Consider the following 25018-nt stretch of genomic DNA (forward strand, 5'->3'; position numbering starts at 1 on the left):
CATGCCCAAGTCGCTGGAAGAGCACTACGCGTTCCTGCAGGAACGAGGAGCGGAGTTCGACCCATACGTACACGTGGCAGGACCGGGCTCCCCGCTGCTGGATCGGCAGGGCCGGCGCCCGCGGCGCGACGCAGAACGGGAGTTGCGCAGGCTGCGCGATTACTGGGAGACAGTTCCGCGACCGCATCGCGACGAGGTCGAATCGATGGCGGCACTCTGCCCTGCCATGAGCGAGGACTGCAGGATCGCCGTCTTCATCCCCTCCCGGTACGAGGCCCAGTCGATCGGCGAGACAGTCAGGCTCTTGACCGAGCAGACGGACTCCGGCTTCGCCCCGCTACGCCCGGAGGCCTATGAGATTCTGATTCTCAACAATGTCTTCGAGGGCGAAGAATTCGACAGTACGGCAAGCCTGGTGCGCGACCACTGCGTTCGTCATGGCCTCACGAATGTCCACGTCATCGACATCCGCTTCCCGAAAGGCGCACCATGCCCGCTCACGCTGGCGTGCCGGTACCTCGTGGACCTGATCGTCTTCCGCGCCCTTTCCCGACGACGTTACCGCTGGCCGCTCTATATGGCGGCCGAGGACGCGGATCTCGTCTGGACGGACCCTCGGCAACTGTGGACCCAGTTGGAGACCCTTGATCGCCGACCTGAGCTCGACGCGGTCCGCGGTGGAACAGATCGCTGTCCCTGGATCTACACGTCCAATGATCTGGTGACGGTCATGCGACGTAGCTGGAACATCACGGAAAGCTATTTCCGGCTGCCCCAGCTGCGTGCGGAGTTCAACCCCGACTTCGACTTCCGCTGGAACCGAGTGGCGACCAACGGGTGGAACACCGCATTCACCGCCGAAGCGTATGCGATGATCCGCGGCTACACACCGGACCGCTGGCTCGGCAACGACGCCGACATAGGGGAGAAGGTCTCCATCATCAGAGGCACCGTAACCGGCAACGGCGTCGCGGCCCAGACTCACACCGTGGAGCTGACCCGCCAGCGCGCCGAGGGCTCGCCACGCCGGTGGCTACTGCAGGCCAACGACGGTATCTCGCCCTACGACCGCGCAGGCAACTACCGGAACTTCTACTCCAACGAGACCCTGCAGAACCTCGTCGAAAAAGATCTTCCCGCACTGCTCAGTGGCGCCCAGTTCACCGCCCGTATCTCGGCGGATAACGTCCATCGATTCGAAGCCGAACTCACCGATCGCTGGCGCACCATCGCGGAGGTGCGAAAGAACCAGGAAGCCGCCCGGAGACAGGCGGTGATCACCTTCGGTTTGCTCGGGCTCGGCGAACAGGACTGGGACCTCGACGGCGAGCAGGTGCGGATCCTGAACATCACCGGCCTGCGCGAGGCGCTGGATAACGTCCGGGCCGCGTGGGCAGGCCAGGGCCCCCGGCGGCGGCGCCCGTCACACCAAGCGGCGGCTCCGGTGTGGTTCAGCTATGTCTGAGCCGGTTCTGATGCTTGAGGGTACGTGGAGCGAGTTCGCGACGGCCTGGGGCATCGATGCCCGCACGGCTGAGATGACACGCCTGCCGGGTGGCCTGATCAACGACAACTATCTGCTCGAAGAAGGCACGCAGCGTCTCGTCGTCCGGCACTATCGTCGCACGACGGATCATGCGGACCTGGTCTACGAACTGAGTGCGGTCGAGTATCTGAGCAGCAAGGGCTTTCCCACGCCTCCGTTGATCCGTTCCCACGCCAAGGACCTCTTCCGGTTCGTCGCCGGACGCCCAGTGGCCGTCTTCGGCTACCTGCCCGGAAAGCGGCCAGAATCCCGGCCGGGCGGCTTCGGCTCGTTCGACCTGAATCTAGGATGCCAGATCGCCGCCCAGCTGGCCCGGTTGCATCGGCTCACGTGGAATGTGGCATTGCCCGGAAAGAGACGGCAACGCGGTGATCCGCTGCGTCGTGTGACGGAGTTCCTCACGAGGGCGCGGGAGTGGGAGGACGTCGCGACGATCGCCGGCATGTCCGGGTTCCTGGGAGACCTGGACACCGTGCGGTCCGAACTCGCGAGCGCGATCCGATCGGCGGCTGACCTTCCGACAGGACTGGTGCACGCGGACATCAACGAAACAAACGTCCTGGTCGACGACAAGGGCCGGCTGACGGCGCTCCTCGACTTCGACGATTGCCTGGAATCGCACAGAATCTATGACCTGTGCTCGCTCATCACCTCATGGGGGCTCGACGAGCACCGACTGCTCGATACTCGGCGGGCAGGCAGGCTCGTGGCCACCTACCACCGGCATCGGCCGCTGACGTACACGGAAAGATCGCTGCTACCGTACTTCCTCATGTGCTACCTCGGCGCGTCCGGCAGTGAGTACGTCACCGGCCTCCGCCGTAGGAACGCCTTCCACCAGGGCGTCACCGACAGCTTCTCAGTCACCACTTTCCGCGCTCTGCGTGACGACAACCGATGGCATGACGTACTGCGAACGTACGTTGACGGAAAGGAATAGCATGCTTCCCGTTCTGGTCGTGACCGGACCTCCCGGCGTCGGAAAGAGTGCCGTCACTGAGGAGATCTACGACCAGCTGGCGGCTCGCGATATTCCCCACGCGGCCGTGGACCTGGACGCGCTCTGCCTGTCTTACCCCTTTCCCGCAGGCGACTCCTTTAACGATGAGGTCGCTTTGACCAACCTGCGCGACGTCTGGCGGAACTATGAGAGCAACGGCGCGCAGCGGCTGGTGCTGAACCGCGTCGTGGAGACCCGCGACTACCTGGACCGGATCCGCGAGGCGCTGCCCGACCCCGAGTTTGTGGTCTGCCGGCTCGCCGCCAGCCGGGACACACTTCACCGGCGGTTGCGTCAGCGCGAGACCGGATCGTCACTGGACTCGCTGCTCAAGCGGGCCGAGTACCTGAGTACCTGGTTCGACGACAGTGATGTCGCCGATCATGTCTTCCCCACGGACGGTGTGAAACTTCCCGAGCTCGCCTGCGCGATCCTCACCCGCATCGGATGGATCGATGCCAGTGGGGCGCTCACACAAGGCTGATCGCTTCCGGGGGAAGTGCGATTCGGTCAGCCGCGAGCGAATCCAGGATCGTGGCGACGCGCCGGGCGCCGACGACAGGAATCACGGTCGGCCCCTTGGCGAGAAGCCAGGCCAACGCCACCTGATGCGCCGAGACGCCATGGCGCCTGGCGGTTTCGCGGAGCACGGGCTTCAGGTCGCTCAACTGTCCGGCCGCGGCCTGCCCACCGAGCGGCGCCCATGCCAGAAAGGGAATGCCGTGCTCGGTGCAGTAGTCGAGTTCGGGCTGGTGCACGCGATTGAAAACCGAAAACTCGTTCTGCACGCACCCGAGTGGAAAGGGCGCCAGCAGGGTGCGCGCCCTTTCGATCTGAGCAACAGTGACGTTGCTGATGCCTGCCCTTTTGATCAACCCCTCCTCGAGGAGTTCTCGTAGGCATCCGACCGATTCGCTGAACGGCACGTCTGGATCAGGCCGATGAAGCTGATACAAGTCGATCTGCTCAACGCCAAGGCGCGTCAGGGACGCCGTACAGGCCTCGCGGACGTGTCCGGCGCGTCCGTCCGGACGACGTGCTCCATTCGTCCCGCGAACGATACCGCCTTTGGCGGCCAGGACCACCTCACCACGAAAGCCACGCACTGCCTTCGCCGCCAGGATTTCTGAGTATCCCGGCGGGGCACCGGCAATGCCGTACACATCGGCTGTGTCCAGCAGTCGCGCGCCTCCCTCCAACGCCGCACGAATCACACCGACCGCCTTCGCCAGAGAGGGGCGCCCCTCTATGGACAGCCCCAGCAATCCCAATCCAATATCTCTTCGCACAAGTCCCCCCGTATGCCTCTGCGAAAACTTTCCGCATTATGCGCGTCCATTCCCTCGCCAGAAAAGGGCCGGCACATGCAACTGAGCGTCTGCGACAGCATTTTTCCCCAGGCTCTCGGCCTGAACAGTTTGCTTGACCTGCTCGCCCGGTCCGGCTTCACCGGAGTGGAACTCCTGGGAGATCCCGGGAGCTACCCGGCACGGCACACCCTGCGTTCGATGATCACCGATCGCGGACTGACCGTGACCGCGCTCAGCGCGGCCGCCCGGCTAAGGACGGGCAGGGACCTCAGCGCTGCCGATCCCAAGGTCCGCCGGGCGACACGGGACCACCTGCTGCGTTGCGTCGATTTCGCGGCGGATCTCGGCTGTGGGGTGGTGGGGGTGGCCGTCACCGCGGTCGGACGTCACTGGCACGAGGAGTCGCCCGCGGCAGAATGGGGTCATGCCGTGGAGGAGATCAAAGCGGTGGCCGAACATGCGAAGTCGGCGGGCACGAAGCTGGGCATCGAGCTCCTGAATCGCTACACCTGCGCGCTGGTGCGCACCGTCGATGACGGTCTTCGGCTTCTCAGCGACGTGGATTCGTCGGCGGCCGGGCTCGTGGTGGACACCTTCCACGCCATGATGGAGGAGTCTGACGTCGCGATGGCGGTACGGTCCGGCGGCGTTCACGTGGTCAATGTGCAAGTCGCGGACAGCAACCGGCAGGCTCCCGGCAGCGGCTCCCTGAACCTGCCCGCGCTCATCGGCACCCTGCGGGAAATCGGCTACGACGGCCCATTGGCGTTGGAGGCGTTCCCACCCGGGCTGGCGCCTTTCACCCCGGTGCCGGACAGCGCGCTGCCCACCATGGCCGCCTACGCCCAGGCGTATGTGCCCCTTATGAACCGTCATCTCCGATGACGGGCCGCTCATATTCTGTCTCGCCGGCGAGACAGCTCAACTGGCTCTCTTGACGGACCCAAAATCTCACAGTACGGTCACAAACCAATCGAAAATTCCACTCAGTAAGAAATACATTCGGCAACCGCCCTCATATCTGCGCCCGCTTGACTATGACTTCTTCGGGAAGGCTATGCGCGCGATGACTGATAGCGCCATCTACCGCGCCGAGCTGGATGAGCACGGCTGGACGGTCATACCTGGTGTCGTCGATTCCGACACGGTCGCGACTACATGTCGCGCAGCCATGAAACACCGGCCCAGCACCACAAAGAATGGCAGCCAATGGGATGGGTTCGCCTCATTCCCTTTTGACGACGACGAGCTCACGCGCCTGGTACTCGATGCACGTATCCTGCGCTGCGTTCGCGCCCTGCTCGGCAGCGATACGCCGCGCCTGACCCGATCAAGCCTCTGGGTCAAGGTTGGCGGGCATGCCGACTACGACCAGCCACTGCACGCCGACTACCCGGAGCACACCCTGGTGGTCCCGCGGCAGAATGGCGCCTACCGCGAAGTAAAGGGCTACCTCTATCTGACCGACGTGCGCGCCGACACCGGAGCTACCCGGCTGATAAGCCTCACCAAGACGGAAGCGCTATCGCGTGAACGCCAATGGTTCGACAGTCCTGAGTTCGCGGCGTTGAGCGAGCAAGAGGTCCCAGCGGCAGGGAGCGCGGGCTCGGTACTTTTCATGACGCCCGACGTCGTGCACCGTGGCGCGAACATCACCGTCGCAGGCGCGGTGCGGGTGACAGTGTCCTTCACGTACGCGGCGAGTTCCTGGCCGTGGATCGGTAGCACCCCATGGGCGCGCGAGCTGCATCGGCGGCAGAAGTCGGAGCTCATCCCGGCCTTGTCCCTGACAGCACGTAGCGCCCTCGGATTTCCGGCGCCGGAGGACCCCTATTGGACGGCAGGCACCATCGCAGCCGTCGCAAGACGGTATCCGGACCTGGACATGCGGCCCTATCGGGAGAGCATGGAACGCCGCTGCCTCAAGGCCACCCCGTGAGCAACCGTCCAGACATCACTGAGGCGCTGGCCCGCAGAGTCGCCGACTACGTTCGGCGCGATCTGCCGCTGTCCATCCATGACGGCGGTGGCGTCCTGGGCGAAGTCGAACGGCGGATGGAGGCGCTGACCGGCTGCGGCTACGCGCTCACCACGGTCAATGGAACCTCGGCTTTGCACGCGGCCTACGTGGGGCTGGACCTGCCCCCCGGCTCAGAGGTGATCGCACCGGTGCTTACCTTCCATGCCTCGATCTCACCGATCATGCAGTGCCGGCTCAGTCCTGTGCTCGTCGATGTCGATCCTGTCACTGGAAACATCTGCCCTCAGGCGGTCGCGCGGGCCCTTACCGACCGCACATCGTGCATCGTGGTCACCCACATGCACGGCATCCCCGCAGACATGACTGCCATCTGCGCGATCGCCCGCGAGGCTGGCGTGCATGTCGTCGAGGACTGCTCACTGGCCTACGGAGCACGGATCGGCGAGCGGGTCGTGGGGGCGATCGGCAGTGTGGCCGCGTTCAGCATGCAGTCTGAGAAGGTGGTCAGCGCGGGCGAGGGAGGCTGCCTTGTCACCAACTCGCGAAGCGTGTACGAACGTGCATTGCTGTTGGGGAACTCGCGTCACCGACCCACGACCGAAGTGACCGAGGAGTCATTGCGGCAGTTCGCCTCCACTGGATTCGGTCTCAAGCACCGTATGCACCCTCTGGCTGCGGTCCTCGCACTGCACGACCTGGAGACGCTCGATGACCGGTTGATCCGGGACGCGCGGACCGGCCGTCTGCTGGCGACAGCCCTGGACGCCGTGCCTGGCGTGACGTTCGGCCTCGCCTCTGACGCCACGATCGGTGGTGCGTCCAGAGTCGTCGTCCATCTGGGCGACGAGAGTCGGCGCACCCGGCTCCTCGAACAGGTCGCCGGAGACGACCGGATTTGGCGGCACACCTGCGGTCGTCTTGACCAGTTGCCGACTTTCGCCGCCATTCCGCCCCTCGCCACCACCCGGGAAACGTGGTCTCCACGCCTCGCAGGCCCGTTCGACGGCGCGGAACAGCACAACGCCGGGGCCGTCGCGCTCGCCCTCCCGGACCCCCTGTCGGACGTCGACGTCCACGTGAACGGTCTGGTGGAGACGTTACGCGTTGCTTGTCCGTAGTCGAAGACCGCCATTCACCCGAACGTGGATCGATCTCGTCAACTAGGAATCATCCTGCGGAAGACCTCCCTCACATCCACGAGGGGGCCGTCAGAGGTGTGGCCGACGGGTCATCGTGTCAGGTGTTCCGAGAGAGCCTTGCGTGAAGTCTTTCGCATGCGCGATTGACACCAGTACTGCGAGCCGGTAATTCTCTCGGCACCGTGCGTGACAGGTGGACGCCATAGCAACGGCGAGATCGGCCGAGGTGTCATCGAGCCCGGGCCACAACGGCGCTCATGGCTGTCGGGCTCGTGCGATCCCATGAACCTGGCTCTCTGGGCACATGACCTCGTAGCCCGGCGCGGACGGATGAACACTGTGGTCGAACAGAGGCCGGTAGCGGGCGTTGATCGCCCTCCAGCACGACGCCGGGCATCAGGCCGAGCACCGTCCCGCCCGCCCGGCAAGCCGACGGCGATGGCCGCCACCAGGAGGAATTTGTCCACTCGATGGCCGTCCTTGGTCTTTTCCCCTTTCGGTCAGGGATAGATGCCAAGATGTCGCGCCCCTTGCAGGTGAGGGGCCCGGCGTCATCATCCGGTAGCGGCGGGAACGGCTGGGTTCATGTCATCGGGGACATCTCGGGTACCGCGCAACGACCTGCCGCGGGTGATCCTCAAAGGTGTCGCCCAGGTCGTCTTCCAGCCGAATCCCTGGGTGGGGCTGGTGTTCCTGGTCGCGTTGTTCGCGGGCGGCTGGCGGTTCGGGGTGTTCGGGCTGCTGGGCGCGGTGACCGCCACGCTCACCGCCCATCTGCTGGGAGCCTCGTGGGATGAACGGGTGGCGCCCGGCCTGGAGGGGTTCAGCGGGACGCTGATCGGGGTGGGGCTGGCCCTCTACTTCGACGTGAGCTGGATGACCGTCCTGCTCGTGATCTTCGGTGCGGCCGCGGGCAGCGTTCTCACCTCGGCGCTCGACGTGCTGCTGAAGCCGTACAGGCTGTCTGGCTTGACCGCGCCCTTCTGTGTGGTCACGACGGTGATGGTGGTCGGAGGGGCCTCGTTCAGCAGGGTCTGGGCCCGGCAGGTCAGTACGGCGGCGCCGTCGGCGGCCGCTCCGGGCACCGGCATGAGCTGGGATCACCTGTGGCGGGGCACGTTCAGCGGGATCGGCCAGGTCTTCCTTCAGGGCCAGTGGTACGTGGGCCTCATCTTCCTGGCCGGGCTGGTGGTCGCCGGGTGGCGGGTGGGGCTGGTGGCGCTGGTGTCCAGTGCCGTCGGGCTGCTCACGGGGTGGGCGCTGGGTGCTCAGGCGGCCGATCTGGGGGCCGGGCTCTACGGCTACAACTCCGTGCTGACGGGGGTCGCGCTGTTCGGCACGTTCGTCGTGGCCACGCCCGTGAGCGCCGGTTACGCCCTGATCGGCGTGGTGGGCGCGGCCGGGCTCACGGCCGGGGTCGGCAACCTGTTCGCGGTGGCTGGAGGCCACACCCTGACGTGGCCGTTCGTGCTGGTGACGTGGACGTTCCTGGCGGCTGTGCCGATGTTCTCCAGGATCGCGCGCACGTGACGCGTGACCCGTTCAGAAAGGAACTCTCATGAATCTCACCCCCAGGGAAATGGAGAAGCTGCTGCTCTTCACCGCGGCGCAGCTGGCGCGGCAGCGCAAGGATCGCGGGCTGAAGCTCAACTATCCGGAGACGGTCGCGCTGATCAGCTGCGCGGTCGTCGAGGCGGCGCGGGACGGCAGGTCGGTCGCCGAGTGCATGGAGCTCGGCAAGAAGGTCATCGGCCCGGACGACGTGCTGCCGGGGGTGCGAGGGATGCTCTCGCTCCTGCAGGTGGAGGCGGTTTTCGACGACGGCACGAAGCTGGTGTCCTGTCACGATCCGGTCGGCGCGCAATGACGGTGCCGGGCTACGAGATCCTGCTGGCGGTGGGGGCCGAGAGCCGGGGCGGTCTCTGCCTGCCACCGCTGCTCGGCCCGGACGGGCCGCGGGTCTGCGCCGTGGATCGCGAGCTGCGCTCCGCGATCTCCCGGCGCCCGGCCGTGGTCGTGCCGATGACGCTGGGCCGCGATCCGGACCTTTCCGCCGTGGCGGCTCAGGCGTTGCGCTGGGCGGCGCGCGGGCGGGCGGACGGGGAACTGCTCCTGGCCCGGCCGCTGGCCGGCACCGGTCACCTGGTCGGCTGGCTGCGAGCCGCGCTCGTCCACGCCAAGCTCACGGCCGCGTCCGCCGTCCTGCTGGTGGCGCCCGCGATCGGGCCCGAGCCCGACGCCGAGCTGTTCAAGATCGCCCGGCTCGTCCGGCAGTTCACCCCGGTCCGCTGGGTCGAGGTGGCGCTGAGCGGCGGCGATCCCGACGTGGACGAGGGCGTGGAGCGCTGCCGGCTGCTGGGCGCGGAGGAGGTCGTCCTGGTGCCCGCCTCGTTCGTCCCGGCGCCTGCCCGGCCCGGGACGCGGACGGCCGGGCCCCTGCTCGGGCGCGCCTCCCTCCTGACGCTCATCCACCGGCGCGCCGCGGAGGCCGGGCATCGCTGGAGCGGGCATCGCGACGACGGCCTGGCCGAACCGATGCCGCACACCCACATTCACGAGGAGACACACACGCATGTCGGATGACCCATACATCTACGGCAAGGGCGACATCGAGCTGAACGCCGGCCAGGCCCGGGTGACGCTCACCGTGCGCAACACCGGAGACCGCGCCGTCCAGATCGGCTCGCACTTCCACTTCTTCGAGGTGAACCGGGCCCTGAGCTTCGATCGCGAGCAGGCGTTCGGCACCCGCCTGGACATCCCGGCGGGGACGGCGGTCCGCTTCGAGGCGGGCGACACCAAACGCGTCACCCTCGTCGAGTACGGCGGCGGCCGGCGCATCGTCGGATTCGGCGGACTGCTCAACGGCGGCGTCCGCAGCCGCGACGCGCACCAGGAGGCGCTCAGGCGCATGCGCGAGCGCGGCTACCTCGAAGAGCCGGAACCGGCGCCGGCCAAGACCGGCAAGAAGCCCGCCAGGACCAGGAAGAAGGGCTGAGCCGCATGACCAGCATGAGCCGCCGGCAGTACGCGTCCATGTACGGCCCGACCGTGGGCGACCGGATCCGGCTCGGCGACACCAATCTCGTCGTCGAGGTGGAGAAGGACTACACCGAGGGCCATTACGGCGATGAGTCCCAGTACGGCGGGGGCAAGACCGCCAGGGACGGCATGGCCGCCGATCCGGCCACCGGCGGAGCCGTCGCCCTCGACCTGGTGATCACCAACGCGGTGATCATCGACCCCGTCCTGGGGGTCGTCAAGGGCGACATCGGCGTCAAGGACGGGAAGATCGTCGGGGTGGGCAAGTCCGGCAACCCGCACACCCAGAACGGCGTCGACCGGCGCCTGGTCATCAGCGCCAACACCGAGGTGATCTCCGGCGAGAACCTCATCGCCACCGCGGGCGGGATCGACACCCACGTACACCTCATCGCACCCCAGCAGGTCGAGAACGCGCTCAGCAACGGAGTCACCACCCTGGTCGCCGGCGGCACGGGCCCGGCGGACGGCAGCCGCGGCTGCACCACCACCCCCGGCGGCTGGAACATCGGCCGCATGCTGCAGGCCTTCGAGAACATCCCGATCAACATCGGCGTGCTCGGCAAGGGCAACAGCAGCCTGCCCGGCGTGCTGGAGGAGCAGATCCGGGCGGGGGCCTGCGGGCTGAAGGTCCACGAGGACTGGGGAGCCACGCCCGCGGTGATCGACTGCGCGCTCTCGGTCGCCGATCACCTCGACATCCAGATCACCGTGCACACCGACACGCTCAACGAGGCCGGGTTCGTCGAGGACACGATCAGCGCCATCAACGGGCGCGCGATCCACACCTACCACTCCGAGGGCGCGGGCGGCGGCCACGCCCCCGACATCCTCCGGGTGACCGGGGAGCCGAACGTCTGCCCGGCCTCGACCAACCCGACGCTGCCGTACACGGTCAACTCGATCGACGAGCTGCTCGACATGACGATGGTCTGCCACCACCTCAGCTACGACGTTCCGGAGGACGTGGCGTTCGCCGAGAGCCGCGTGCGCGCCGAGACCATCTCCGCCGAAACCGTCCTGCACGACCTGGGCATCATCAGCATCATCGGCTCCGACTCCCAGGCCATGGGCCGCATCGGGGAGTCGTTCACCCGCGCCTTCCAGGTCGCCCACCACTGCAAGGACAAGCGCGGCCCGCTGCCCGAGGATTCCGCGCGCAACGACAACTTCCGGGTCCTGCGCTACGTCGCCAAGCTCACGATCAACCCGGCGCGCGTCTCGGGCATGGCCGACACCATCGGCTCGCTGGAGGACGGCAAGCTCGCCGACATCGTCCTGTGGCCGGTGTCCACGTTCGCGGCCAAGCCCACGATGGTCATCAAGGGCGGCCTGATCAGCTGGGCCCAGATGGGCGACGCCAACGCCTCGCTGCCGACGCCGCAGCCCATCTACTACCGGCCGATGTACGCCGCGTACGGCAGCGCGCTGGCGGCGACGTGCGTCACCTTCATGTCGGGCGCGGCCATCGACGACGGCGTGCCCGACCGTCTCGGCCTGCGCCGCATGGTCCGTCCGGTACGGCAGTGCCGGACCGTCGACAAGCGGCACATGGTGCGCAATGCGACGCTGGGCGACATTCGCGTCGACCCGGAGACCTACAAGGTGACCTTCAACGGCGAGCCCGTGCACATCGAACCGGCCAAGAAGCTGCCGCTGAACCGGCTGTTCTTCCTGTGAGCGAGGACCTCGGCGCGCTGCTGGCCCAGCTCCAGCTGTCCGACTCCGGCTTCCCGAGCGGGATGTACACGCTGTCGCACGGGCTTGAGGGCTACACCCAGCTCGGGCCGGTGGGCCCGGACGGCCTGCGGGAGCTGCTGGCCGACCTGCTCCACAACATGGTGGGACCGGGGGACGCCGCCGCGCTCGTCCTGGCCCACCGCGCGGTCCTGGCCGGCGACTGGGAACGGGTGGCCGAGGTCGACCGCAGGCTGCACGCGACCAAGCTCGTCCAGGAGCAGCGCACGGCGTCGGTGCGCACCGGACGCCAGGTTCTGGACACGGCCGCGTTCGCCTTCCCGATCCCCGAGGCCGCGCGCCTGGCGGAGCTGGTGACCGGCAGGGCCACGCCGGGCAACCACGCCGTGGTCGTGGGCGCCCTGTACGCGGGTCTCGGTGTCGGCGAGGCGCGGGCCGTGGCCGCCGACCTGTACGCGTTCGCCGCGAGCTACGTGACGGCGGCGGTCCGCCTGGGATGCACCGACTTCCGCCGTGCGCAGGCGTTGCTGCGTGCCGTACGGCCGGATCTGGAGCTTGTCGCGCGGGCGGCGCTCGGCGTCGAGGACCCGCGGGACCTGCACAGCTCGGTTCCGCTCGCCGACACCGTCGCGGCGGGGCACCAGCGGGCGCCGGCCCGGCTGTTCATCACCTGACCGACCACGAGAGAAGGCGGAGAGCATGGAACTGGAGAAGGTCTTCAAGGTGGGGATCGGCGGCCCGGTCGGTTCGGGGAAGACCGCGCTGATCGAGGCCCTCGTCCCGATGCTGCGGGACAGGGGGCACAGCGTCGGGGTGATCACCAACGACATCTACACCCAGGAGGACGCCGAGCACGTACGGCGCACGCTGGCGGGGATCCTCGATCCCGGGCGGATCGTGGGTGTGGAGACGGGCGCCTGCCCGCACACGGCGGTCCGCGACGACCCGACGATGAACCTGGCGGCGGGCGCCGACCTGCTGGACCGGTTTCCCGACATCGATCTGCTGTTCTTCGAAAGCGGCGGCGACAACCTGACCCTCACTTTCAGCCCGGTGCTCGCCGACATGTTCATCTTCGTGCTGGACACGGCCGAGGGCGAGAAGATGCCGCGCAAACGCGGTCCCGGCACGACGACCTCCGACCTCCTGGTCATCAACAAGATCGACATCGCGCAGTATGTGCGCACCGACCTGGGGATCATGGAGCGGGACGCCAGGATGGTGCGCGGCGACGGCCCGGTCACGCTGACCGACTGCCTGACCGGCACGGGGGTCGGTGAGGTCGCCGACCTCATCCAGAGCAGGGCGGGGGCCGCGTGTACCGCTCCGGCGTGACGACGCTCGGCGGCGGGGCCGTACCCGATCGGCTGGCCCCCGAGCGCTACCAGCCGGACTGGATCCCCCGGCCGGTGCGGCGCCACTCCGGGGCGCTCGACACCCTGCCCGTCGGCAGTCCCGGCAAGGTCGGCGTGCTGGATCTGGCGTTCCGGCGCGTGGGTGAGCGGACCGAGCTGACCGGGCATTTCCAGAAGGCTCCGCTGCACATCACCCGGCCGCACTACTACGATCCGGCGGTGCCGGGCATGCCGTACGTGATGCTCATGATGTCGGGCGGCGGCGTGCTTCAGGGGGACCGCTACCGCGTGGACGTCTCCTGTGAGGCCGGGGCGTCGGTGCATCTCACCACGCAGGGCGCCACCCGGCTGTACCGGATGGAGCACGACTACGCCACGCAACTGGTCGAGCTGAACGCCGGTCCCGGCGGCTACCTCGAGTACCTGCCCGATCCCGCCATCGCCTTCGCCGGCAGCCGCTACTACCAGCGGACCGCGGTCACCGCGGCGGCCGACGCGACCGTGGTGCTGGGCGAGACGATGCTGGCGGGCAGGCTCGCCAGGGGCGAACGGCACGCGTACACCGCGTACTGCACCGACGTGGAGGTGTGCGAGCCCGGCGGCGGGCTCCTGTTCGCCGACCCGATGCGCCTGGTCCCCGGGGACGGCCCGGTGGACGGCCCGGCGGTCATGGCGGGTTTCGGCGTCATGTCCACCCTGTACGTCGTCACGACCGCTCGTCCGGCGCAGGAGGTCGCCGACACGATGCACGAGGCGCTGGCCGGCTCCGGCCTGCGCGCCGGGACGGGCGTGCTGCCCGGGGACCGGGGAGCCTGGGCTCGTCTCCTCGGCGACCGCTCCCCCGAGGTCCTGTCCGCCTTCCACGAGGTCTGGGACGCCGTGCGCCGCCTGCTGCTGGGCGTGCCGGCGCCCATGGCCCGCAAACAGTGACCGTTCAGCCCATGCGGAGTTCGCTGTCGAGGCCCTCGGCCTGCTCGCTCGCGCTGGCGCGGAGGCGGAAAAGGCGGTCCACGGCCTTGCCGATGAGAAACGTCAGCACGAAGGAATAGGCGCCGACGGCGAGAATGGCGACGATCTGCTTGCCGAGCAAGGCGATCGAACCACCGAAGAACAATCCGGCGATCGGGCTCCCGTACTGGCCGGTGGCGAAGAAACCGAGCAGCACGAGGCCGACGATGCCGCCCGCTCCGTGAATGCCCACGACGTCCAGGGTGTCGTCGTAGCCGACCGTGGTCTTGATCTCCACGGCGTACGCGCAGACCACCGCGGCCACGATCCCGATGACCGTCGCGCCGAAGAGGTTGACGTACCCGCAGGCCGGCGTGATCGCGACCAGGCCGGCGAGCGCGCCGGTGGTGCCGCCCAGCCGGGAGAACCGGCCGAAACGCCGGCGTTCGAGGAGCATCCAGACGATCATCGCCACGCAGGCGCACATCATCGTGTTCGTCACCGCGTTGGCCGCCAGGGCGCCGTCCGTCAGCGCCGACCCGCCGTTGAACCCGAACCAGCCGAACCACAACAGGCCCATGCCGGTCATCACCATCGGGATGTTCTCCGGCTGCGGCGGCCCTTCCCGGCGAAAGCGCAGCGACGGGCCGAGCACCAATGCCAATGCCAGCCCCGCCACCCCCGAATTCAGCTCGACGAGCAGGCCGCCCGCGAAGTCGAGCACTCCCCAGCGGTTGATCCAGCCGCCCTTGGAGAAGACCCAATGCGCGATCGGCACGTAGACCAGCGTCATCCAGACGACGCCGAAGACCATCCACGGTCCGAGCCGCACCCGGTTGGCCACCGCGCCGCTGATCAGCGCGAGTGTGATGATCGCGAAGACGAGCTGGAAGAGGGAGAAGACGTAGAGCGGGATTCTGCCGTAGGGGACGGACGGGCTGATCTGGAAGAACTCCCAGTCGCCCCAGCCGATCAGCCCGGCCCCGCCCAGGTCCCTGCCGAACGCCAGGCCGTAGCCGTACAGGAACCAGATCACCGTCACCACGGCGATGGAGACGAAGCTCATGTACAGCACGCTGATGACGTTCTTCGCGCGGACCATGCCCCCGTAGAAGAGCGCGAGGCCAGGCGTCATGAGCAGCACCATCGCGAAACTCACCAGCACCCACGCGGAGTCCCCGGTATTCAACCCATCCGCCATGTGAGAGCTCCTTCTCAATCGCGGGCCGCCCAGGGAATATGACCCCCGCCCGGCGACCGAAAACGCGCACTGAACTGTTTCTGCGGACGGCTTGATTATCGCGACAATTCTTTTACCGAATGGCAGGCAAAAGGCGGCTCGGCCTACGAGTCGCGGTGCAGCCACCACAGCGACCCGAACGCCACCGCCGCCAGCACCCCGGCGGACACGACGGCCGGGCTGCCGTTCAGCGCGTGGATCGCGGCGTCGCCCAGCTGGGTCAGCCCGCTCGCCCACAGCAGCGCGGTCAGTGCACCGCGCGCGCCACGGGCCAGTGACACCAGCAGCGCGCCGCCCACCGCCAGCGACCGGACCGCGCAGGCCCGCGCGAACGTGTCCACCCCCGGCGTGATCTCGGTCCCCGCGGGCAGCGCGAGGCCGGGTTCGGCGATCACGAGGACCGAGACCGCGAGGGTCACCAGCGTCGCGAGCGCGTTGAGCGTGACGAACACCCGGCTACGCATGGCTCAGCGGCTCCAGCGGCCCGGTCAGCCGCTCGGGGCGCAGGCCGAACGCGACGATCCGCCCGAACAGGTGCGGGAAGCCGCGCCAGTGCCGCAGCGTGCGCAGGGGTTGCGGGATGCGCAGCGGAGGCCCGCCGGTGCCGGCGGCGTCGATGCGGGCGGCCACGAAGCTCTCCTGCGCCCGCCGCTGGGCGAGCTGGGTGAGCACGGTCGGCCATTGGCGGCGCCGTTGCACACGGGCCAGGTCCCGGTCGGTGACGTGGCCGCGGCGCAGGGCGGGCAGCAGGATGCGGGCGGTCGCGACCGCGTCCTGGATGGCCAGGTTGATGCCGACGCCGGCGATCGGGGACATGGCGTGCGCGGCGTCGCCGATCAGCAGCGCGCCGGGCGCCCACCAGCGGTCCAGCCGGTCGATGCGGATCTGCAGGGCCGCGATGTCGTGCGGGTCGAGCGCGGCCATCCGGTCCTGCGTGTACGGCGCCAGCCGCGCGATGGTCCGGCGCACCCAGGCGGCGTCGTCGGCCCGTGCGGCGTCGGCCGTGCCCTTGCCGATCAGCAGCGCGACCTGCCAGTAGTCACCGCGGTTGATCATGATGAGGCCGCCGGAGGAGGAGAAGCGCAGCATCGTGCCGTCCGGGTCGCCGGCGGCGCGCGGGACGCGTACGTACAGGCAGTCGTGCGGGGCGGTGGCGGCGCGCGGACGCAGCCCGAGCAGGCGGCGCACGGTGGAGTGGCGTCCGTCGGCCGCCACGACCAGGGGCGCGTCGAGGCGGTGGGTCAGGCCGGTGTCCTTGTCCAGGTAGCGCACGCCGCCGACCCGGCCCTCCGTCGTGATCAGGTCGGTCACCTCGGCGTTCTGTGCGAGGTGGAAGGCGGGTGCGGCGCTGGCGGCTTCGGCGAGCAGGTTGAGGAAGTCCCACTGGGGCACCAGCGCGATGTGCTGGTGGCGGCCGGGCAGGCGGGTGAAGTCCTCGGTGACGGCGCCGTCGTCGAAGCGCATGCGCAGCCGGCGTTCGCGTTGCTGCGGCAGCCGGGCGAAGCGCTCGCCCAGGCCGAGCTGATCCAGCAGGCCGAGCGTGGAGGCGTGCACCGTGTCGCCGCGGAAGTCGCGCAGGAAGTCGGGGTACTTCTCCAGCACCGCCACCTCCACGCCCGACCGTGCCAGCAGCAGGCCGAGCACCATGCCCGCGGGGCCGCCGCCGGCCACGACGCAGGAGAGCGAGGTTCTCGCGATGGATCCCATCTCACTCCTTCACTAAATGGGGATAAATTCCCCGGTTAGCTCGGACTGTAACATAACCGGGGAGAGTGTCCACGGTTAGGGAGCGGTCCGTGAAAGAGCTACGCGCCGACGCCAGGCGCAACAGGGAGCAGATCCTGCGCGCCGCGCACCTGGCCTTCCTGGAGCAGGGGCCGGAGGCTCCGCTCGACCAGATCGCCGAACGGGCCGGCGTGGGCAACGCCACGCTCTACCGGCACTTCCCCACCCGCCTGGAGCTGATCAGGTGCGTGGCCTTCGACCACATGGGCCAGATGGCCGCGCTGGCGGCCGGCACCCTGGCCGCCGCGCCCACCGCCCGGCGGGCGCTCACGGTCTTCGCCACGCGGGTGGTCGAGCGGGGCGACGTGGCGATGCTGCCCATCCTCGGCGGCCACGTCGAGACCGACCCGCAGTTCCAGACGGCCCGCGCCGAACTCCTGGACGCGCTGGAGGCGCTGGTCGCCGCGGCCCGCGCGGAAAGGGCGCTGCGCGACGACGTGGGAGCGGCCGATCTGGTGATGTTCCTCGCCGTCCTGACCCGGCCGCTGCCGACGATCTCCGGGCAGCTCAACGACGCGGTACGCGCACGCATGCTGACCACGCTCCTGGACGGCCTGCGCCCGCAGGAGGCGACCCCGCTGCCCGGAGAGCCGATCAGCGCCGACCGGATCACGGCCGACCTGGCCACGGGCAGGGGCTAGAGATCAGGGCGGCCCCGCCCAGTGCAGGGCGATGAACGGCTCGGCCTGACCCCAGTAGCGCACCCGTTCGCGGGTGATCCGGTACCCGGCACGCCGCTCGGGCTCGCCCGGCCGGCCGGGCGGGACGGGGATGTCCAGGACGCCGATGTCCTGGTCGACGTGGGCGAGCACGCCATGGCACGGCCCGCCGAGACAGATGGCGTTGCAGCCGGACAGCGTCACGACCACCAGTTTACATTCCGCATTCTCCACCCCGAAGCCCCCTCTTTCCTGGCAGCCGCTGCATGATCCAGCGCTGTGCCCTGGCATCCGCCGGTGCCCGGGTTCACCGGGCACCGGCGGGTGTCAGGTCAGGTCCGGCGCCAGAGGGCGGGGACGTTCGGCGGCTCCCAGCCGGGAATCGCCGTGTGCGCCTGCAGGCACTGGTAGGTGGCGCCGTTGTAGGTCACCCGCGTGCCGGGGGTGTAGGAGGTGCCCGCCGCCCAGCTCCCGGCGGGACCGGTGGCCGTGGGCGTCGGAGTGGGGGTGGCCGTCGGGGTCACGGTGGGAGTCGGGGTGGGGGTGGGCTCGCCGGGGCCGCTGCCGATCTGGAGGTCGACGCAGTTGTAGAAGGCCATCTGGGTGTCGGCGATGTTCCAGATGGCCAGCAGCTTGATGCGGCCGGTCCGGTTGCCGAGGTCGACGGTGTGGGTGAGCGTGGACGGCGGCTGCCTGCCCCGGTCGTTGAACACCGCGACCCGCTCGGTGCCGACGTAGTACTCCCAGGTGCTGGTGGAGTGCGGGACCGGGATGTACCACGTGAAGTTCACCGTGCTGGTGACGGTCGTGACCGGCCACGGCTTGGAGTCGTCGCTGAGCGGGGCCCAGCGGGCGTCGCCGGCGTGGCAGTTGCGCTGGCCCTTGGGCCCTTCGACGCTCTGCGGCTCCCAGACGATCTGCCCGCAGTTGGGGACCTTGCCCGCGTGGCAGTTGGCCTGGCGGCTGGGCGGGTTGGTGATGAAGCCGTGCGCGGAGGCGGGCGAGGCGTTGTACACAACGGTGGTTGTGGCGACGACCGCCATGGCAATGAAGGTGATCAACCTTCGCATGTCATGCTTCCTCTACGGTGGCTAGGGGGATGCTTCCTCCTTCATAAAAAAGGAAAGTTTCCTATTAGTGAAGTCTCTGGTCGGGAAAGGTCAGTTTCCCCGCAGGAGCCGGGTGAGCACCCGGGTGCCGAACTCCAGGCCCTCCACCGGCACCCGCTCGTCCTTACCGTGGAACATGCCGAAGTAGTCCAGGTCCGGACGGAGCATCAGCGGCGCGAACCCGTAGCCCTCGATGCCGATCCTGGCGAACGACTTGGCGTCGGTGCCGCCGCTCATCAGGTACGGGACGGGCCTGGCCTTCGGATCCTCGGCGAGGAGCGCGGCGGCCATCTCGTCGAAGAAGGGCGAGGGGTAGGGGGCGGCGGGAGCGTCCTCCAGGTTGACGAACTCCCGGGTGATCTTGGGGCCGAGCAGGTCGTCGATGGTGGCCAGGAACTCCTCCTGCAGGCCGGGCAGGTAGCGGCCGTCCACGTGGGCGGAGGCGGTGGAGGGGACGACGTTGACCTTGCAGCCGGCGTCCAGCATGGTCGGGTTCGCGGAGTTGCGGATCTGGCCTTCGAAAAGGGTGCCCAGCACGCCCAGGCGCTCGGCCTCCTCGTCCAGGCGGCCGAGGTCGACGGGGCCGCCGGTGATCTCGGACAACGACTGGATGAGGGCCTTCACGGCCGGCGTCAGGCGTACCGGCCACTCGTGGGCGGCCACGCGCGACAGGGCGTGGACGAGGGTGGCGACCGGGTTGTCGATCGCGGGGCGGGAGCCGTGGCCGGCCACTCCGTGGGCGGTGAGCTTCATCCAGGCGGTGCCACGCTCGCCCACGGCGACCGGGTAGACGCGCTCGTCTCCGGCCGGGACGCTGAAGCCGCCGGACTCGCTGATCGCCTCGGTGACGCCGTCGAACAGCTCGCGGTGCTCGGTGACGGCGTGGCGCGAGCCGTACTCGCCGGTGGCCTCCTCGTCGGCGAGGAAGGCCAGGACCAGGTCGCGCCTGGGGCGCTCGCCGCGCGCGGCCATGCCGAGGACGGTGGCGAGCGTCATCGAGCAGGAGCCCTTCATGTCGACGGCGCCGCGGCCGTAGACGCAGCCGTCGGTGACCTCGCCGGAGAAGGGGTGCATGCGCCATTCGGCGGGGTCGGCGGGCACGACGTCGAGATGGCCGTGGATGAGCAGCGCGTCGGGCGAGTCCCCGTCGATGCGCGCCACGACCGTGGTGCGCCTGGGCGCCGACTCGAACACCTCCGTGGCGATGCCGCCGTCCTCCAGCAGCGTGGCCACGTACTCGGCGGCCGGGCGCTCGCCCGAGCCCGGGTTGGTGGTGTCGAACCTGATCAGGTCCGAGCAGATCTCGGCGACGCTCTTCACTTGGCCCCCCGAAGGTCGAGTGCGGTCACTTCCGGCGTGTCGAAGTGGAAGATGCGGCCGTAGAAGGCCAGTTCGGCTTCGAGCGCCGCGACGATAGTCTCCTCCCGGCGCCAGCCGTGCTGCTCGCCGGGGAAGGTGAGCAAGGCCCACTCTTTGCCGTGCCTGTCCAGTTCGGCGACGAAGCGCTCGGCCTGGCCCACATCCACGATCTTGTCCTCCAGGCCGTGCATCATCAGGCACGGGCCCGAGGCGCGGCCGGCGTGCAGCAGGGGCGAGCGCTCGCGGTAGCGCTCCCCGGTCTCGGGCAGCGGGCCGATGAGACCGTCCAGGTAGCGCGACTCGAAGTCGTGCGTCTCGCCCGCCCAGGCCGCCGGGTCGGTGATCGCGTAGTGGGCCACGCCGCCGGCGAACACGTCGCTGTGCACCAGCGCGGCCACGGTGGTCCAGCCGCCGGCGCTGCCGCCGCGGATGGCGAGCCTGGCCGCGTCCGCGCGCCCCAGCTCGACCAGGCCGCGCGCGACCTTGGCGCAGTCGTGCACGTCCACGACGCCCCACTGGTGCCGCAGCCGCTCCCGGTAGGCCCTGCCGTACCCGGTCGAGCCCCCGTAGTTGACCACGGCCACGCCCAGCCCGCGCGAGGTGAAGTAGGCGATCTCCAGGTCGAGCATCAGCGGGTGCATGCCGGTCGGACCGCCGTGCACGAAGACGACGTAGGGGGCGGGGCCGGCCGCGGGCGGGTAGAGGTGGGCGCGCACGCCCTCGATCACGACGCTCTCGGGCGTGGGCAGCAGCTCGCGGGGAGGCAGCGGCTTGGGCGCCGACACGACGGTGTGCGCGCCGTCGGCGAGGCTGACCGCCGTCACCTCCATCGGCGTGTACGGCGAGGCCGCCACCCCGGCCGCGATCCCGCCCGCCGCCGACACCGTCGAGGCCCAGTGGGTGGCGTCGCCGCCGAGGTCGCGGATGGCGCCGCCGGCCGGGTCGAGCAGCCCGAGCCGGCGATCGTCGGGCGAGCCGTACACGACGACCAGTCCCTCCCCCGCCACCGCGAACCACGTGGCGCCCGGCTTCCACACCGCGTTGCCGAACTCCAGCTCCACCGGCGTCAGGTTGCGCGAACGGGAGCCGTCGCGGGCGATCTCGTGCAGGTTCCACCAGCCGGTCGGGTCGGTGACGGCGTAGAGGGTGTCCGGGTCGCGCCATTCGGCCTGCACGACCGATTCGCGCTCGCCGCCCGCGACCACCCGGTACGGCCCCGCCGCCCCCTCCCCGTCGAGCTCGGCCACGCACAGTTCGGTGCCGTCCCAGGGCATGCTGGGGTGTTCCCAGCCGATCCAGGACAGGTGCCGCCCGTCCGGCGACAGGCGGGCGTTCATGAGGAAGTGGTGGGCTTTGACGATCACCCGCGGCTCGCCGCCCTCCAGCGGGACCGCCACCAGGTCGCGGGCGGCGCCGTTGGTCTCCCTGACCGCCCAGACCTCCTCGCGGCCGGGCGGCAGGTAGAGGTCGCCGTAGTGGTGGGGGCCCTCGGGCGTCAGGGGGATCGGGTCCTTCTCCGGATGGAGCAGGTACAGGCGCTGGTCGGCCCAGTGGGTGAAGACGAGGGCGCCGCCGGGCAGCGGGCGCCAGGACCGCCCGCCGTACTCGATGAGCCGGTTGCGGGCGTTCCACCCCCGCGGCAGGACGTCGTGGCGCGAGCCGTCCGGCAGGCGGCGCACCACGCAGCGGCGCCCGCCCTCCCGCGGGCGGGGCTCGTCCCACCACACCTCGACGCCGTCCGGCGTCGGGACGGCCTCCACCCACTGGGCGGCGCCGTCGGTTCTGGCCACGTCGATCGCGCTGATGCTCATCTGGTCACCAATTGCCGTGGGAAGGGGGAAGCACGTGCCCGGGCGGGTGCAGGACGTAGACGATGCCGCCGCTGCCCGAGCTCCGGAGCCAGACGTTCTCGAACGCCGCCCTCGGATAGATCCTGCGCACCTCCGGCACGGCGGGATCGTTGACGACGACGTCGCCCGCGGCGGTGAACCCGGCGACGACCAGGATGTGGCCGCCGGTGGAGTAGCCCGAGCCGGGCAGCTCGTGCTCCTTGAACGACAGTGACGTGATCACCGGGACGCCGGCCCTGACGAGCGTCTCCAGTTCCAGGGCCGAGCGGAGCCTGGTGACGAAGCCGTCCAGGCCGTAGCGGCCGGCGTAGGCGACGCTGAAGGGCCAGTTCCCGGTGCCCTGGTAGCTCTGGTCGTACATGCCGCGGGCGGCGTGGTCGACGGCGGGGCAGGGGTCGCCGGGGGTGACCCACGACAGGTCGGCGGGTTCCGGGCCGCTGCCCCAGTAGGCCAGCACCATGGCGACCGAGGCGGGGCTGCACCAGTTGGCGCCGCCGCCGTCCCATTCGGGGTAGTGGCCGGTGTGCTCGCGCTGGGAGTAGCGGGGGACGTCGAGTTCCACGGCGGCGGCCGTACCCGCAGGGGTGGGCGCCACGCTCGGGCGGTGCGGGATCGCCGAGGCCAGCACGCCGAGCGACCTGACCCGCGCGCCCGCGCCGTGCGTTTCCACGCGCACCCGGCAGGCGGTCACCGGCGCCTTCGCCACGAACGTGTCGACGGCCACGTCGCCGTGCTCGTCGCCCTGGCCCGGCACCGACGTACGGCCGGGCTCCTCCGACCATCGGCCCATCACGTACCACTTGGTCGGCTCACCGGAGACCAGCCTGGCCTGCAGCGCGACCTCGATCCACGAGCCGTCCGGGGCGCTCGCGGTCCACGAGGGCACCAGTTCGGTCGCGGCGAAGCCCAGCTCGGTGAAGGCGGTGCGGCCTTGGGCGAGCCGGGTGTAGGAGACGGGCACCGGCACCATTGTGGTTTCGGCCCGGGGGGAGCGCATCGGAAGGTTTACGTACTGGTGGCGGCGAGGGCGGCGATCCAGGCGGCGAGCATCTCCACGACGTCGTCGAAGGTGTCCTCTTCCGAGGGCATCTCCCGGTGGGCCGAGGCGCGGGCGCGCCAGCGCTCGATCTCGCTGTGCCCGGCCACGACGGCGATCGTCTGGCGCCAGGCGCGGTGGGCTTCGCGGGGCGGCAGGCCGAGCGCGGCGAAGAAGGCGAGCATGGCCTCGTTGGAGCGCCGGGTGTTCTCGTGCACGTCGAGCGCGGTGGTCTCGGCCAGGCGCAGCGCCGCCGGGTGGCGCCGGTAGAGGTCGAGCAGGCCGAGGCAGAGCTCGCGCAGGCTGTCGCGCCACCGGGCCGGGTCGAGCTCGGGCAGGAGCCATTGGCTCTGGAGCTGGTCGGCGGCCAGGCGTACGGCGTCGTCGCGGTCGGCCACGTACTTGTACAGCGCCCGCGGCGTGACCTCCAGGTGCGCGGCGAGCGCGCGCATGGTCAGCTCCGCGTCGCCGAGTTCGAGCACCGCGCGCCCGATGGCCTCGCGGGTGAGCGTCGGCCGCCCCTTGCGGAACTCGGGCCGCTTCCTGGTGCGCTCCATCGGGCGGCAGCTTATCAGCCTTGAAGTTCACACGTGTGGACTTTAAGGTGAGGGCAGCCTTCCCTAAGGAGTTCCCCTTGGCCGTCCTGATCATGACGATCGCCGCGACCGCGCTGCTCGTCATCGACATCACGATCGTCTCCATCGCGCTGCCGGCCATCCAGTCCGACCTCGGCGGCGGGCTGGCGGCCGCGCAGTGGATCATCATCGGCTACACCGTCACCTTCGGCGCCCTGCAGCAGCCCGCCGCCTCGCTGTCGGACCGGCTGGGCCGGCGCACGATGTTCACGGCGGGCATCACCGTGTTCACCGTGTCCTCGCTGGCCTGCGGCCTGGCCCAGTCGGCGCTCGCCCTGGACCTGGCCAGGCTCGCCCAGGGCGCCGGGGCCGCGCTGATCATGGCCAACGCGCTGCCGATGCTCGCGCAGACCTACGAGGGCCAGCGCCGCAACATGGCCATCGCCGTCTGGGGCACCACGCTCGGCGCTGCGGGGGCCGCCGCGCCGGTGCTCGGCGGCATCCTGCTCGCCGTGGCGGACTGGCGCGCGTTGTTCCTGGTCAACGTGCCCGTGGGCATCGTGGCCCTGTTCCTGTGCCGCCGCGTCCTGCCCGCCGACGCCGCGCGCGGCACCGCGCCGATCGACTGGCCGGGCGCGGCGCTGCTGCTGCTCCTTCTCACCGCGGCCAACCTGGCCCTCACCCTCGCCCAGTGGTGGTACGGAGCCGCCGCCGTCCTCCTGCTGGCCGCCTTCCTCCTGGTGGAACGCCGGGCCGTGGCCCCGGTCCTCGACCTGTCGCTGTTCCGCATCCCGACGTTCGTGGCCGCCTCGCTGCTGGCGTTCGTCTCCCGGGTGGCCACGATCGGCAGCTCGGTCTACTACGTCCTGTACTTCGAACGCGAGCTCGGCCTCACCCCGCTGGCCACCGGCCTGCTCATGGCCGCCATCCTCATCCCCCAGCTGCTCACCGGCCTGCTGGCGGGCAAGCTTCTGGCCCGGTTCTCTCCGTCGTTCCTCATCGCCGGGGGGTCGGCCGTCCTGGGGCTCGGCGGCGTCCACATGGCCATGACCTTCGCACCGGCCGCGAGTGCCTGGGACTTCCTGCCAGGCCTGATCCTGTGGGGCGTGGGCGGCGGCCTGGCCGCGACGCCCAAGACCACGCTCGCGGTCAACGTGGTGGAGAAGGAGCGGGCCGGGATGGCCTCCGGCATGGTCAACACCATGCTGGCCATCGGGGCGGCGGCCGGTGTGGGCCTGCTCGGCATTCCCTACGCCGCTGGCGGCGCCTCCCTGGTCATGTACACGGCCGCGGCGCTGTCGGTCGTGACGGCGGTCATCGCGCTGGTGCTGGTCCGCCCCCAGGACCTCGTGACCGGCGCCCCGGTCACCCGCTCGCCGTAGGGGA

Annotated in this window: 25 protein-coding genes and 1 pseudogene; 16 read left to right on the forward strand and 10 right to left on the reverse strand. The window is 69.6% G+C overall.

Going from position 1 to position 25018, the window contains the following annotated elements; genetic code table 11:
• Position 1: 1 nt before the first annotated feature.
• Genes ACIBI5_RS43085 through ACIBI5_RS43095 form a run of 3 tightly spaced genes read left to right on the forward strand, consistent with a single transcriptional unit; the run spans position 2 to position 3030 of the window.
• Complete coding sequence (locus ACIBI5_RS43085) at positions 2-1465, forward strand: hypothetical protein (protein WP_397255897.1); 1464 nt, start codon at positions 2-4, stop codon at positions 1463-1465.
• Positions 1458-2486 (forward strand): phosphotransferase, encoded by a 1029-nt coding sequence (locus ACIBI5_RS43090; RefSeq protein WP_397255899.1) that lies wholly within the window; start codon positions 1458-1460, stop codon positions 2484-2486. Before ACIBI5_RS43085 ends, ACIBI5_RS43090 begins: the two co-directional genes overlap by 8 nt.
• Before the next feature lies 1 nt (position 2487).
• Positions 2488-3030 carry a hypothetical protein gene (locus ACIBI5_RS43095; protein ID WP_397255901.1) on the forward strand — a complete coding sequence of 181 codons (543 nt, stop codon included), beginning with the start codon at positions 2488-2490 and terminating at the stop codon, positions 3028-3030.
• Here the strand turns inward: ACIBI5_RS43095 and ACIBI5_RS43100 are convergent.
• Positions 3017-3811, reverse strand: coding sequence for an aldo/keto reductase (locus tag ACIBI5_RS43100; protein WP_397255903.1), 795 nt, complete (start codon positions 3809-3811; stop codon positions 3017-3019). The genes ACIBI5_RS43095 and ACIBI5_RS43100 overlap by 14 nt on opposite strands.
• A 99-nt stretch (positions 3812-3910) precedes the next feature.
• On the opposite strand from ACIBI5_RS43100, the gene ACIBI5_RS43105 reads away from it, so the two are divergent.
• From ACIBI5_RS43105 to ACIBI5_RS43155, 11 genes and pseudogenes are all read left to right on the forward strand, one after another.
• Positions 3911-4741: a sugar phosphate isomerase/epimerase family protein gene (locus tag ACIBI5_RS43105; RefSeq protein ID WP_397255905.1), complete on the forward strand. Its 831-nt coding sequence runs from the start codon at positions 3911-3913 to the stop codon at positions 4739-4741.
• Between the two features lie 172 nt (positions 4742-4913).
• Positions 4914-5795 carry a phytanoyl-CoA dioxygenase family protein gene (locus tag ACIBI5_RS43110; protein ID WP_397255907.1) on the forward strand — a complete coding sequence of 294 codons (882 nt, stop codon included), beginning with the start codon at positions 4914-4916 and terminating at the stop codon, positions 5793-5795.
• Positions 5792-6955 (forward strand): DegT/DnrJ/EryC1/StrS family aminotransferase, encoded by a 1164-nt coding sequence (locus ACIBI5_RS43115; protein WP_397255909.1) that lies wholly within the window; start codon positions 5792-5794, stop codon positions 6953-6955. The genes ACIBI5_RS43110 and ACIBI5_RS43115 overlap by 4 nt, the downstream gene beginning before the upstream one ends.
• A gap of 651 nt (positions 6956-7606) precedes the next feature.
• Positions 7607-8506, forward strand: a complete 900-nt coding sequence (locus tag ACIBI5_RS43120) for an urea transporter (protein ID WP_397255911.1) — start codon at positions 7607-7609, stop codon at positions 8504-8506.
• Between the two features lie 28 nt (positions 8507-8534).
• The gene (locus ACIBI5_RS43125; RefSeq protein WP_379617326.1) at positions 8535-8843 is read left to right on the forward strand and encodes an urease subunit gamma; all 309 of its coding nucleotides are present in this window, start codon (positions 8535-8537) and stop codon (positions 8841-8843) included.
• Positions 8840-9559: a sirohydrochlorin chelatase gene (locus tag ACIBI5_RS43130; protein ID WP_397255913.1), complete on the forward strand. Its 720-nt coding sequence runs from the start codon at positions 8840-8842 to the stop codon at positions 9557-9559. Before ACIBI5_RS43125 ends, ACIBI5_RS43130 begins: the two co-directional genes overlap by 4 nt.
• Positions 9549-9845: pseudogene (ureB, locus tag ACIBI5_RS43135) on the forward strand (urease subunit beta); the annotation flags it as partial. The gene ACIBI5_RS43130 and the pseudogene ureB, both read left to right, overlap by 11 nt.
• A 134-nt stretch (positions 9846-9979) precedes the next feature.
• The gene (ureC, locus tag ACIBI5_RS43140) at positions 9980-11698 is read left to right on the forward strand and encodes an urease subunit alpha (RefSeq protein WP_397255914.1); all 1719 of its coding nucleotides are present in this window, start codon (positions 9980-9982) and stop codon (positions 11696-11698) included.
• Positions 11695-12390, forward strand: coding sequence for an urease accessory protein UreF (locus ACIBI5_RS43145; RefSeq protein ID WP_397255916.1), 696 nt, complete (start codon positions 11695-11697; stop codon positions 12388-12390). Before ureC ends, ACIBI5_RS43145 begins: the two co-directional genes overlap by 4 nt.
• Before the next feature lie 25 nt (positions 12391-12415).
• A complete protein-coding gene (gene ureG, locus ACIBI5_RS43150) occupies positions 12416-13051 on the forward strand; it encodes an urease accessory protein UreG (protein WP_397255918.1) in 636 nt (211 codons plus the stop codon).
• Positions 13048-14001 carry an urease accessory protein UreD gene (locus ACIBI5_RS43155; RefSeq protein ID WP_397255920.1) on the forward strand — a complete coding sequence of 318 codons (954 nt, stop codon included), beginning with the start codon at positions 13048-13050 and terminating at the stop codon, positions 13999-14001. The genes ureG and ACIBI5_RS43155 overlap by 4 nt, the downstream gene beginning before the upstream one ends.
• Before the next feature lie 4 nt (positions 14002-14005).
• Here the strand turns inward: ACIBI5_RS43155 and ACIBI5_RS43160 are convergent, their stop codons facing one another.
• The 3 genes from ACIBI5_RS43160 to ACIBI5_RS43170 all read right to left on the reverse strand — a co-directional run bounded on the left by ACIBI5_RS43160 (position 14006) and on the right by ACIBI5_RS43170 (position 16966).
• The gene (locus ACIBI5_RS43160) at positions 14006-15220 is read right to left on the reverse strand and encodes an ammonium transporter (protein WP_397255922.1); all 1215 of its coding nucleotides are present in this window, start codon (positions 15218-15220) and stop codon (positions 14006-14008) included.
• 143 nt (positions 15221-15363) lie between these two features.
• Positions 15364-15723 (reverse strand): DUF4267 domain-containing protein, encoded by a 360-nt coding sequence (locus tag ACIBI5_RS43165; protein WP_397255924.1) that lies wholly within the window; start codon positions 15721-15723, stop codon positions 15364-15366.
• On the reverse strand, positions 15716-16966 hold the full coding sequence (locus ACIBI5_RS43170; RefSeq protein WP_397255926.1) for an FAD-dependent oxidoreductase: 1251 nt from the start codon (positions 16964-16966) through the stop codon (positions 15716-15718). The genes ACIBI5_RS43165 and ACIBI5_RS43170 overlap by 8 nt, the downstream gene beginning before the upstream one ends.
• 89 nt (positions 16967-17055) lie before the next feature.
• Here ACIBI5_RS43170 and ACIBI5_RS43175 point away from each other — a divergent pair, with 89 nt between their 5' ends.
• Positions 17056-17685: a TetR/AcrR family transcriptional regulator gene (locus tag ACIBI5_RS43175; RefSeq protein ID WP_397255928.1), complete on the forward strand. Its 630-nt coding sequence runs from the start codon at positions 17056-17058 to the stop codon at positions 17683-17685.
• Between the two features lie 3 nt (positions 17686-17688).
• On the opposite strand, the gene ACIBI5_RS43180 is transcribed toward ACIBI5_RS43175, so the two are convergent.
• The 6 genes from ACIBI5_RS43180 to ACIBI5_RS43205 form a co-directional block, all read right to left on the reverse strand.
• A complete protein-coding gene (locus ACIBI5_RS43180; RefSeq protein WP_397255929.1) occupies positions 17689-17907 on the reverse strand; it encodes a hypothetical protein in 219 nt (72 codons plus the stop codon).
• A 128-nt stretch (positions 17908-18035) separates the two neighbouring features.
• Positions 18036-18773 (reverse strand): lytic polysaccharide monooxygenase, encoded by a 738-nt coding sequence (locus tag ACIBI5_RS43185; protein ID WP_397255931.1) that lies wholly within the window; start codon positions 18771-18773, stop codon positions 18036-18038.
• 90 nt (positions 18774-18863) lie between these two features.
• Positions 18864-20132, reverse strand: a complete 1269-nt coding sequence (locus tag ACIBI5_RS43190) for a M20/M25/M40 family metallo-hydrolase (protein ID WP_397255933.1) — start codon at positions 20130-20132, stop codon at positions 18864-18866.
• Positions 20129-21982, reverse strand: coding sequence for a prolyl oligopeptidase family serine peptidase (locus ACIBI5_RS43195; protein WP_397255935.1), 1854 nt, complete (start codon positions 21980-21982; stop codon positions 20129-20131). The genes ACIBI5_RS43190 and ACIBI5_RS43195 overlap by 4 nt, the downstream gene beginning before the upstream one ends.
• Positions 21983-21986: 4 nt before the next feature.
• Positions 21987-22982 carry a C39 family peptidase gene (locus ACIBI5_RS43200; protein ID WP_397255937.1) on the reverse strand — a complete coding sequence of 332 codons (996 nt, stop codon included), beginning with the start codon at positions 22980-22982 and terminating at the stop codon, positions 21987-21989.
• A 44-nt stretch (positions 22983-23026) separates the two neighbouring features.
• Complete coding sequence (locus tag ACIBI5_RS43205) at positions 23027-23614, reverse strand: TetR/AcrR family transcriptional regulator (RefSeq protein WP_397255939.1); 588 nt, start codon at positions 23612-23614, stop codon at positions 23027-23029.
• A gap of 77 nt (positions 23615-23691) precedes the next feature.
• Here ACIBI5_RS43205 and ACIBI5_RS43210 point away from each other — a divergent pair, with 77 nt between their 5' ends.
• Positions 23692-25014: an MFS transporter gene (locus ACIBI5_RS43210; protein WP_397255941.1), complete on the forward strand. Its 1323-nt coding sequence runs from the start codon at positions 23692-23694 to the stop codon at positions 25012-25014.
• Positions 25015-25018: the final 4 nt, after the last annotated feature.

The organism is Nonomuraea sp. NPDC050540, from assembly GCF_044457485.1.
Classification (GTDB): Bacteria; Actinomycetota; Actinomycetes; order Streptosporangiales; family Streptosporangiaceae; genus Nonomuraea.

What these genes read in the sequence shown, in the direction of transcription:
- ACIBI5_RS43125 (WP_379617326.1), top strand. Translation starts at nt 8,535, where the DNA reads ATGAATCTCACCCCCAGGGAAATGGAGAAGCTGCTGCTCTTCACCGCG.
- ACIBI5_RS43085 (WP_397255897.1), top strand. Translation starts at nt 2, where the DNA reads ATGCCCAAGTCGCTGGAAGAGCACTACGCGTTCCTGCAGGAACGAGGA.
- ACIBI5_RS43170 (WP_397255926.1), bottom strand. Translation starts at nt 16,966, where the DNA reads ATGGGATCCATCGCGAGAACCTCGCTCTCCTGCGTCGTGGCCGGCGGC.
- ACIBI5_RS43160 (WP_397255922.1), bottom strand. Translation starts at nt 15,220, where the DNA reads ATGGCGGATGGGTTGAATACCGGGGACTCCGCGTGGGTGCTGGTGAGT.
- ACIBI5_RS43205 (WP_397255939.1), bottom strand. Translation starts at nt 23,614, where the DNA reads ATGGAGCGCACCAGGAAGCGGCCCGAGTTCCGCAAGGGGCGGCCGACG.
- ACIBI5_RS43185 (WP_397255931.1), bottom strand. Translation starts at nt 18,773, where the DNA reads ATGCGAAGGTTGATCACCTTCATTGCCATGGCGGTCGTCGCCACAACC.
- ureG (WP_397255918.1), top strand. Translation starts at nt 12,416, where the DNA reads ATGGAACTGGAGAAGGTCTTCAAGGTGGGGATCGGCGGCCCGGTCGGT.
- ACIBI5_RS43165 (WP_397255924.1), bottom strand. Translation starts at nt 15,723, where the DNA reads ATGCGTAGCCGGGTGTTCGTCACGCTCAACGCGCTCGCGACGCTGGTG.
- ACIBI5_RS43195 (WP_397255935.1), bottom strand. Translation starts at nt 21,982, where the DNA reads ATGAGCATCAGCGCGATCGACGTGGCCAGAACCGACGGCGCCGCCCAG.
- ACIBI5_RS43110 (WP_397255907.1), top strand. Translation starts at nt 4,914, where the DNA reads ATGCGCGCGATGACTGATAGCGCCATCTACCGCGCCGAGCTGGATGAG.
- ACIBI5_RS43130 (WP_397255913.1), top strand. Translation starts at nt 8,840, where the DNA reads ATGACGGTGCCGGGCTACGAGATCCTGCTGGCGGTGGGGGCCGAGAGC.
- ACIBI5_RS43105 (WP_397255905.1), top strand. Translation starts at nt 3,911, where the DNA reads ATGCAACTGAGCGTCTGCGACAGCATTTTTCCCCAGGCTCTCGGCCTG.
- ureC (WP_397255914.1), top strand. Translation starts at nt 9,980, where the DNA reads ATGACCAGCATGAGCCGCCGGCAGTACGCGTCCATGTACGGCCCGACC.
- ACIBI5_RS43095 (WP_397255901.1), top strand. Translation starts at nt 2,488, where the DNA reads ATGCTTCCCGTTCTGGTCGTGACCGGACCTCCCGGCGTCGGAAAGAGT.
- ACIBI5_RS43090 (WP_397255899.1), top strand. Translation starts at nt 1,458, where the DNA reads ATGTCTGAGCCGGTTCTGATGCTTGAGGGTACGTGGAGCGAGTTCGCG.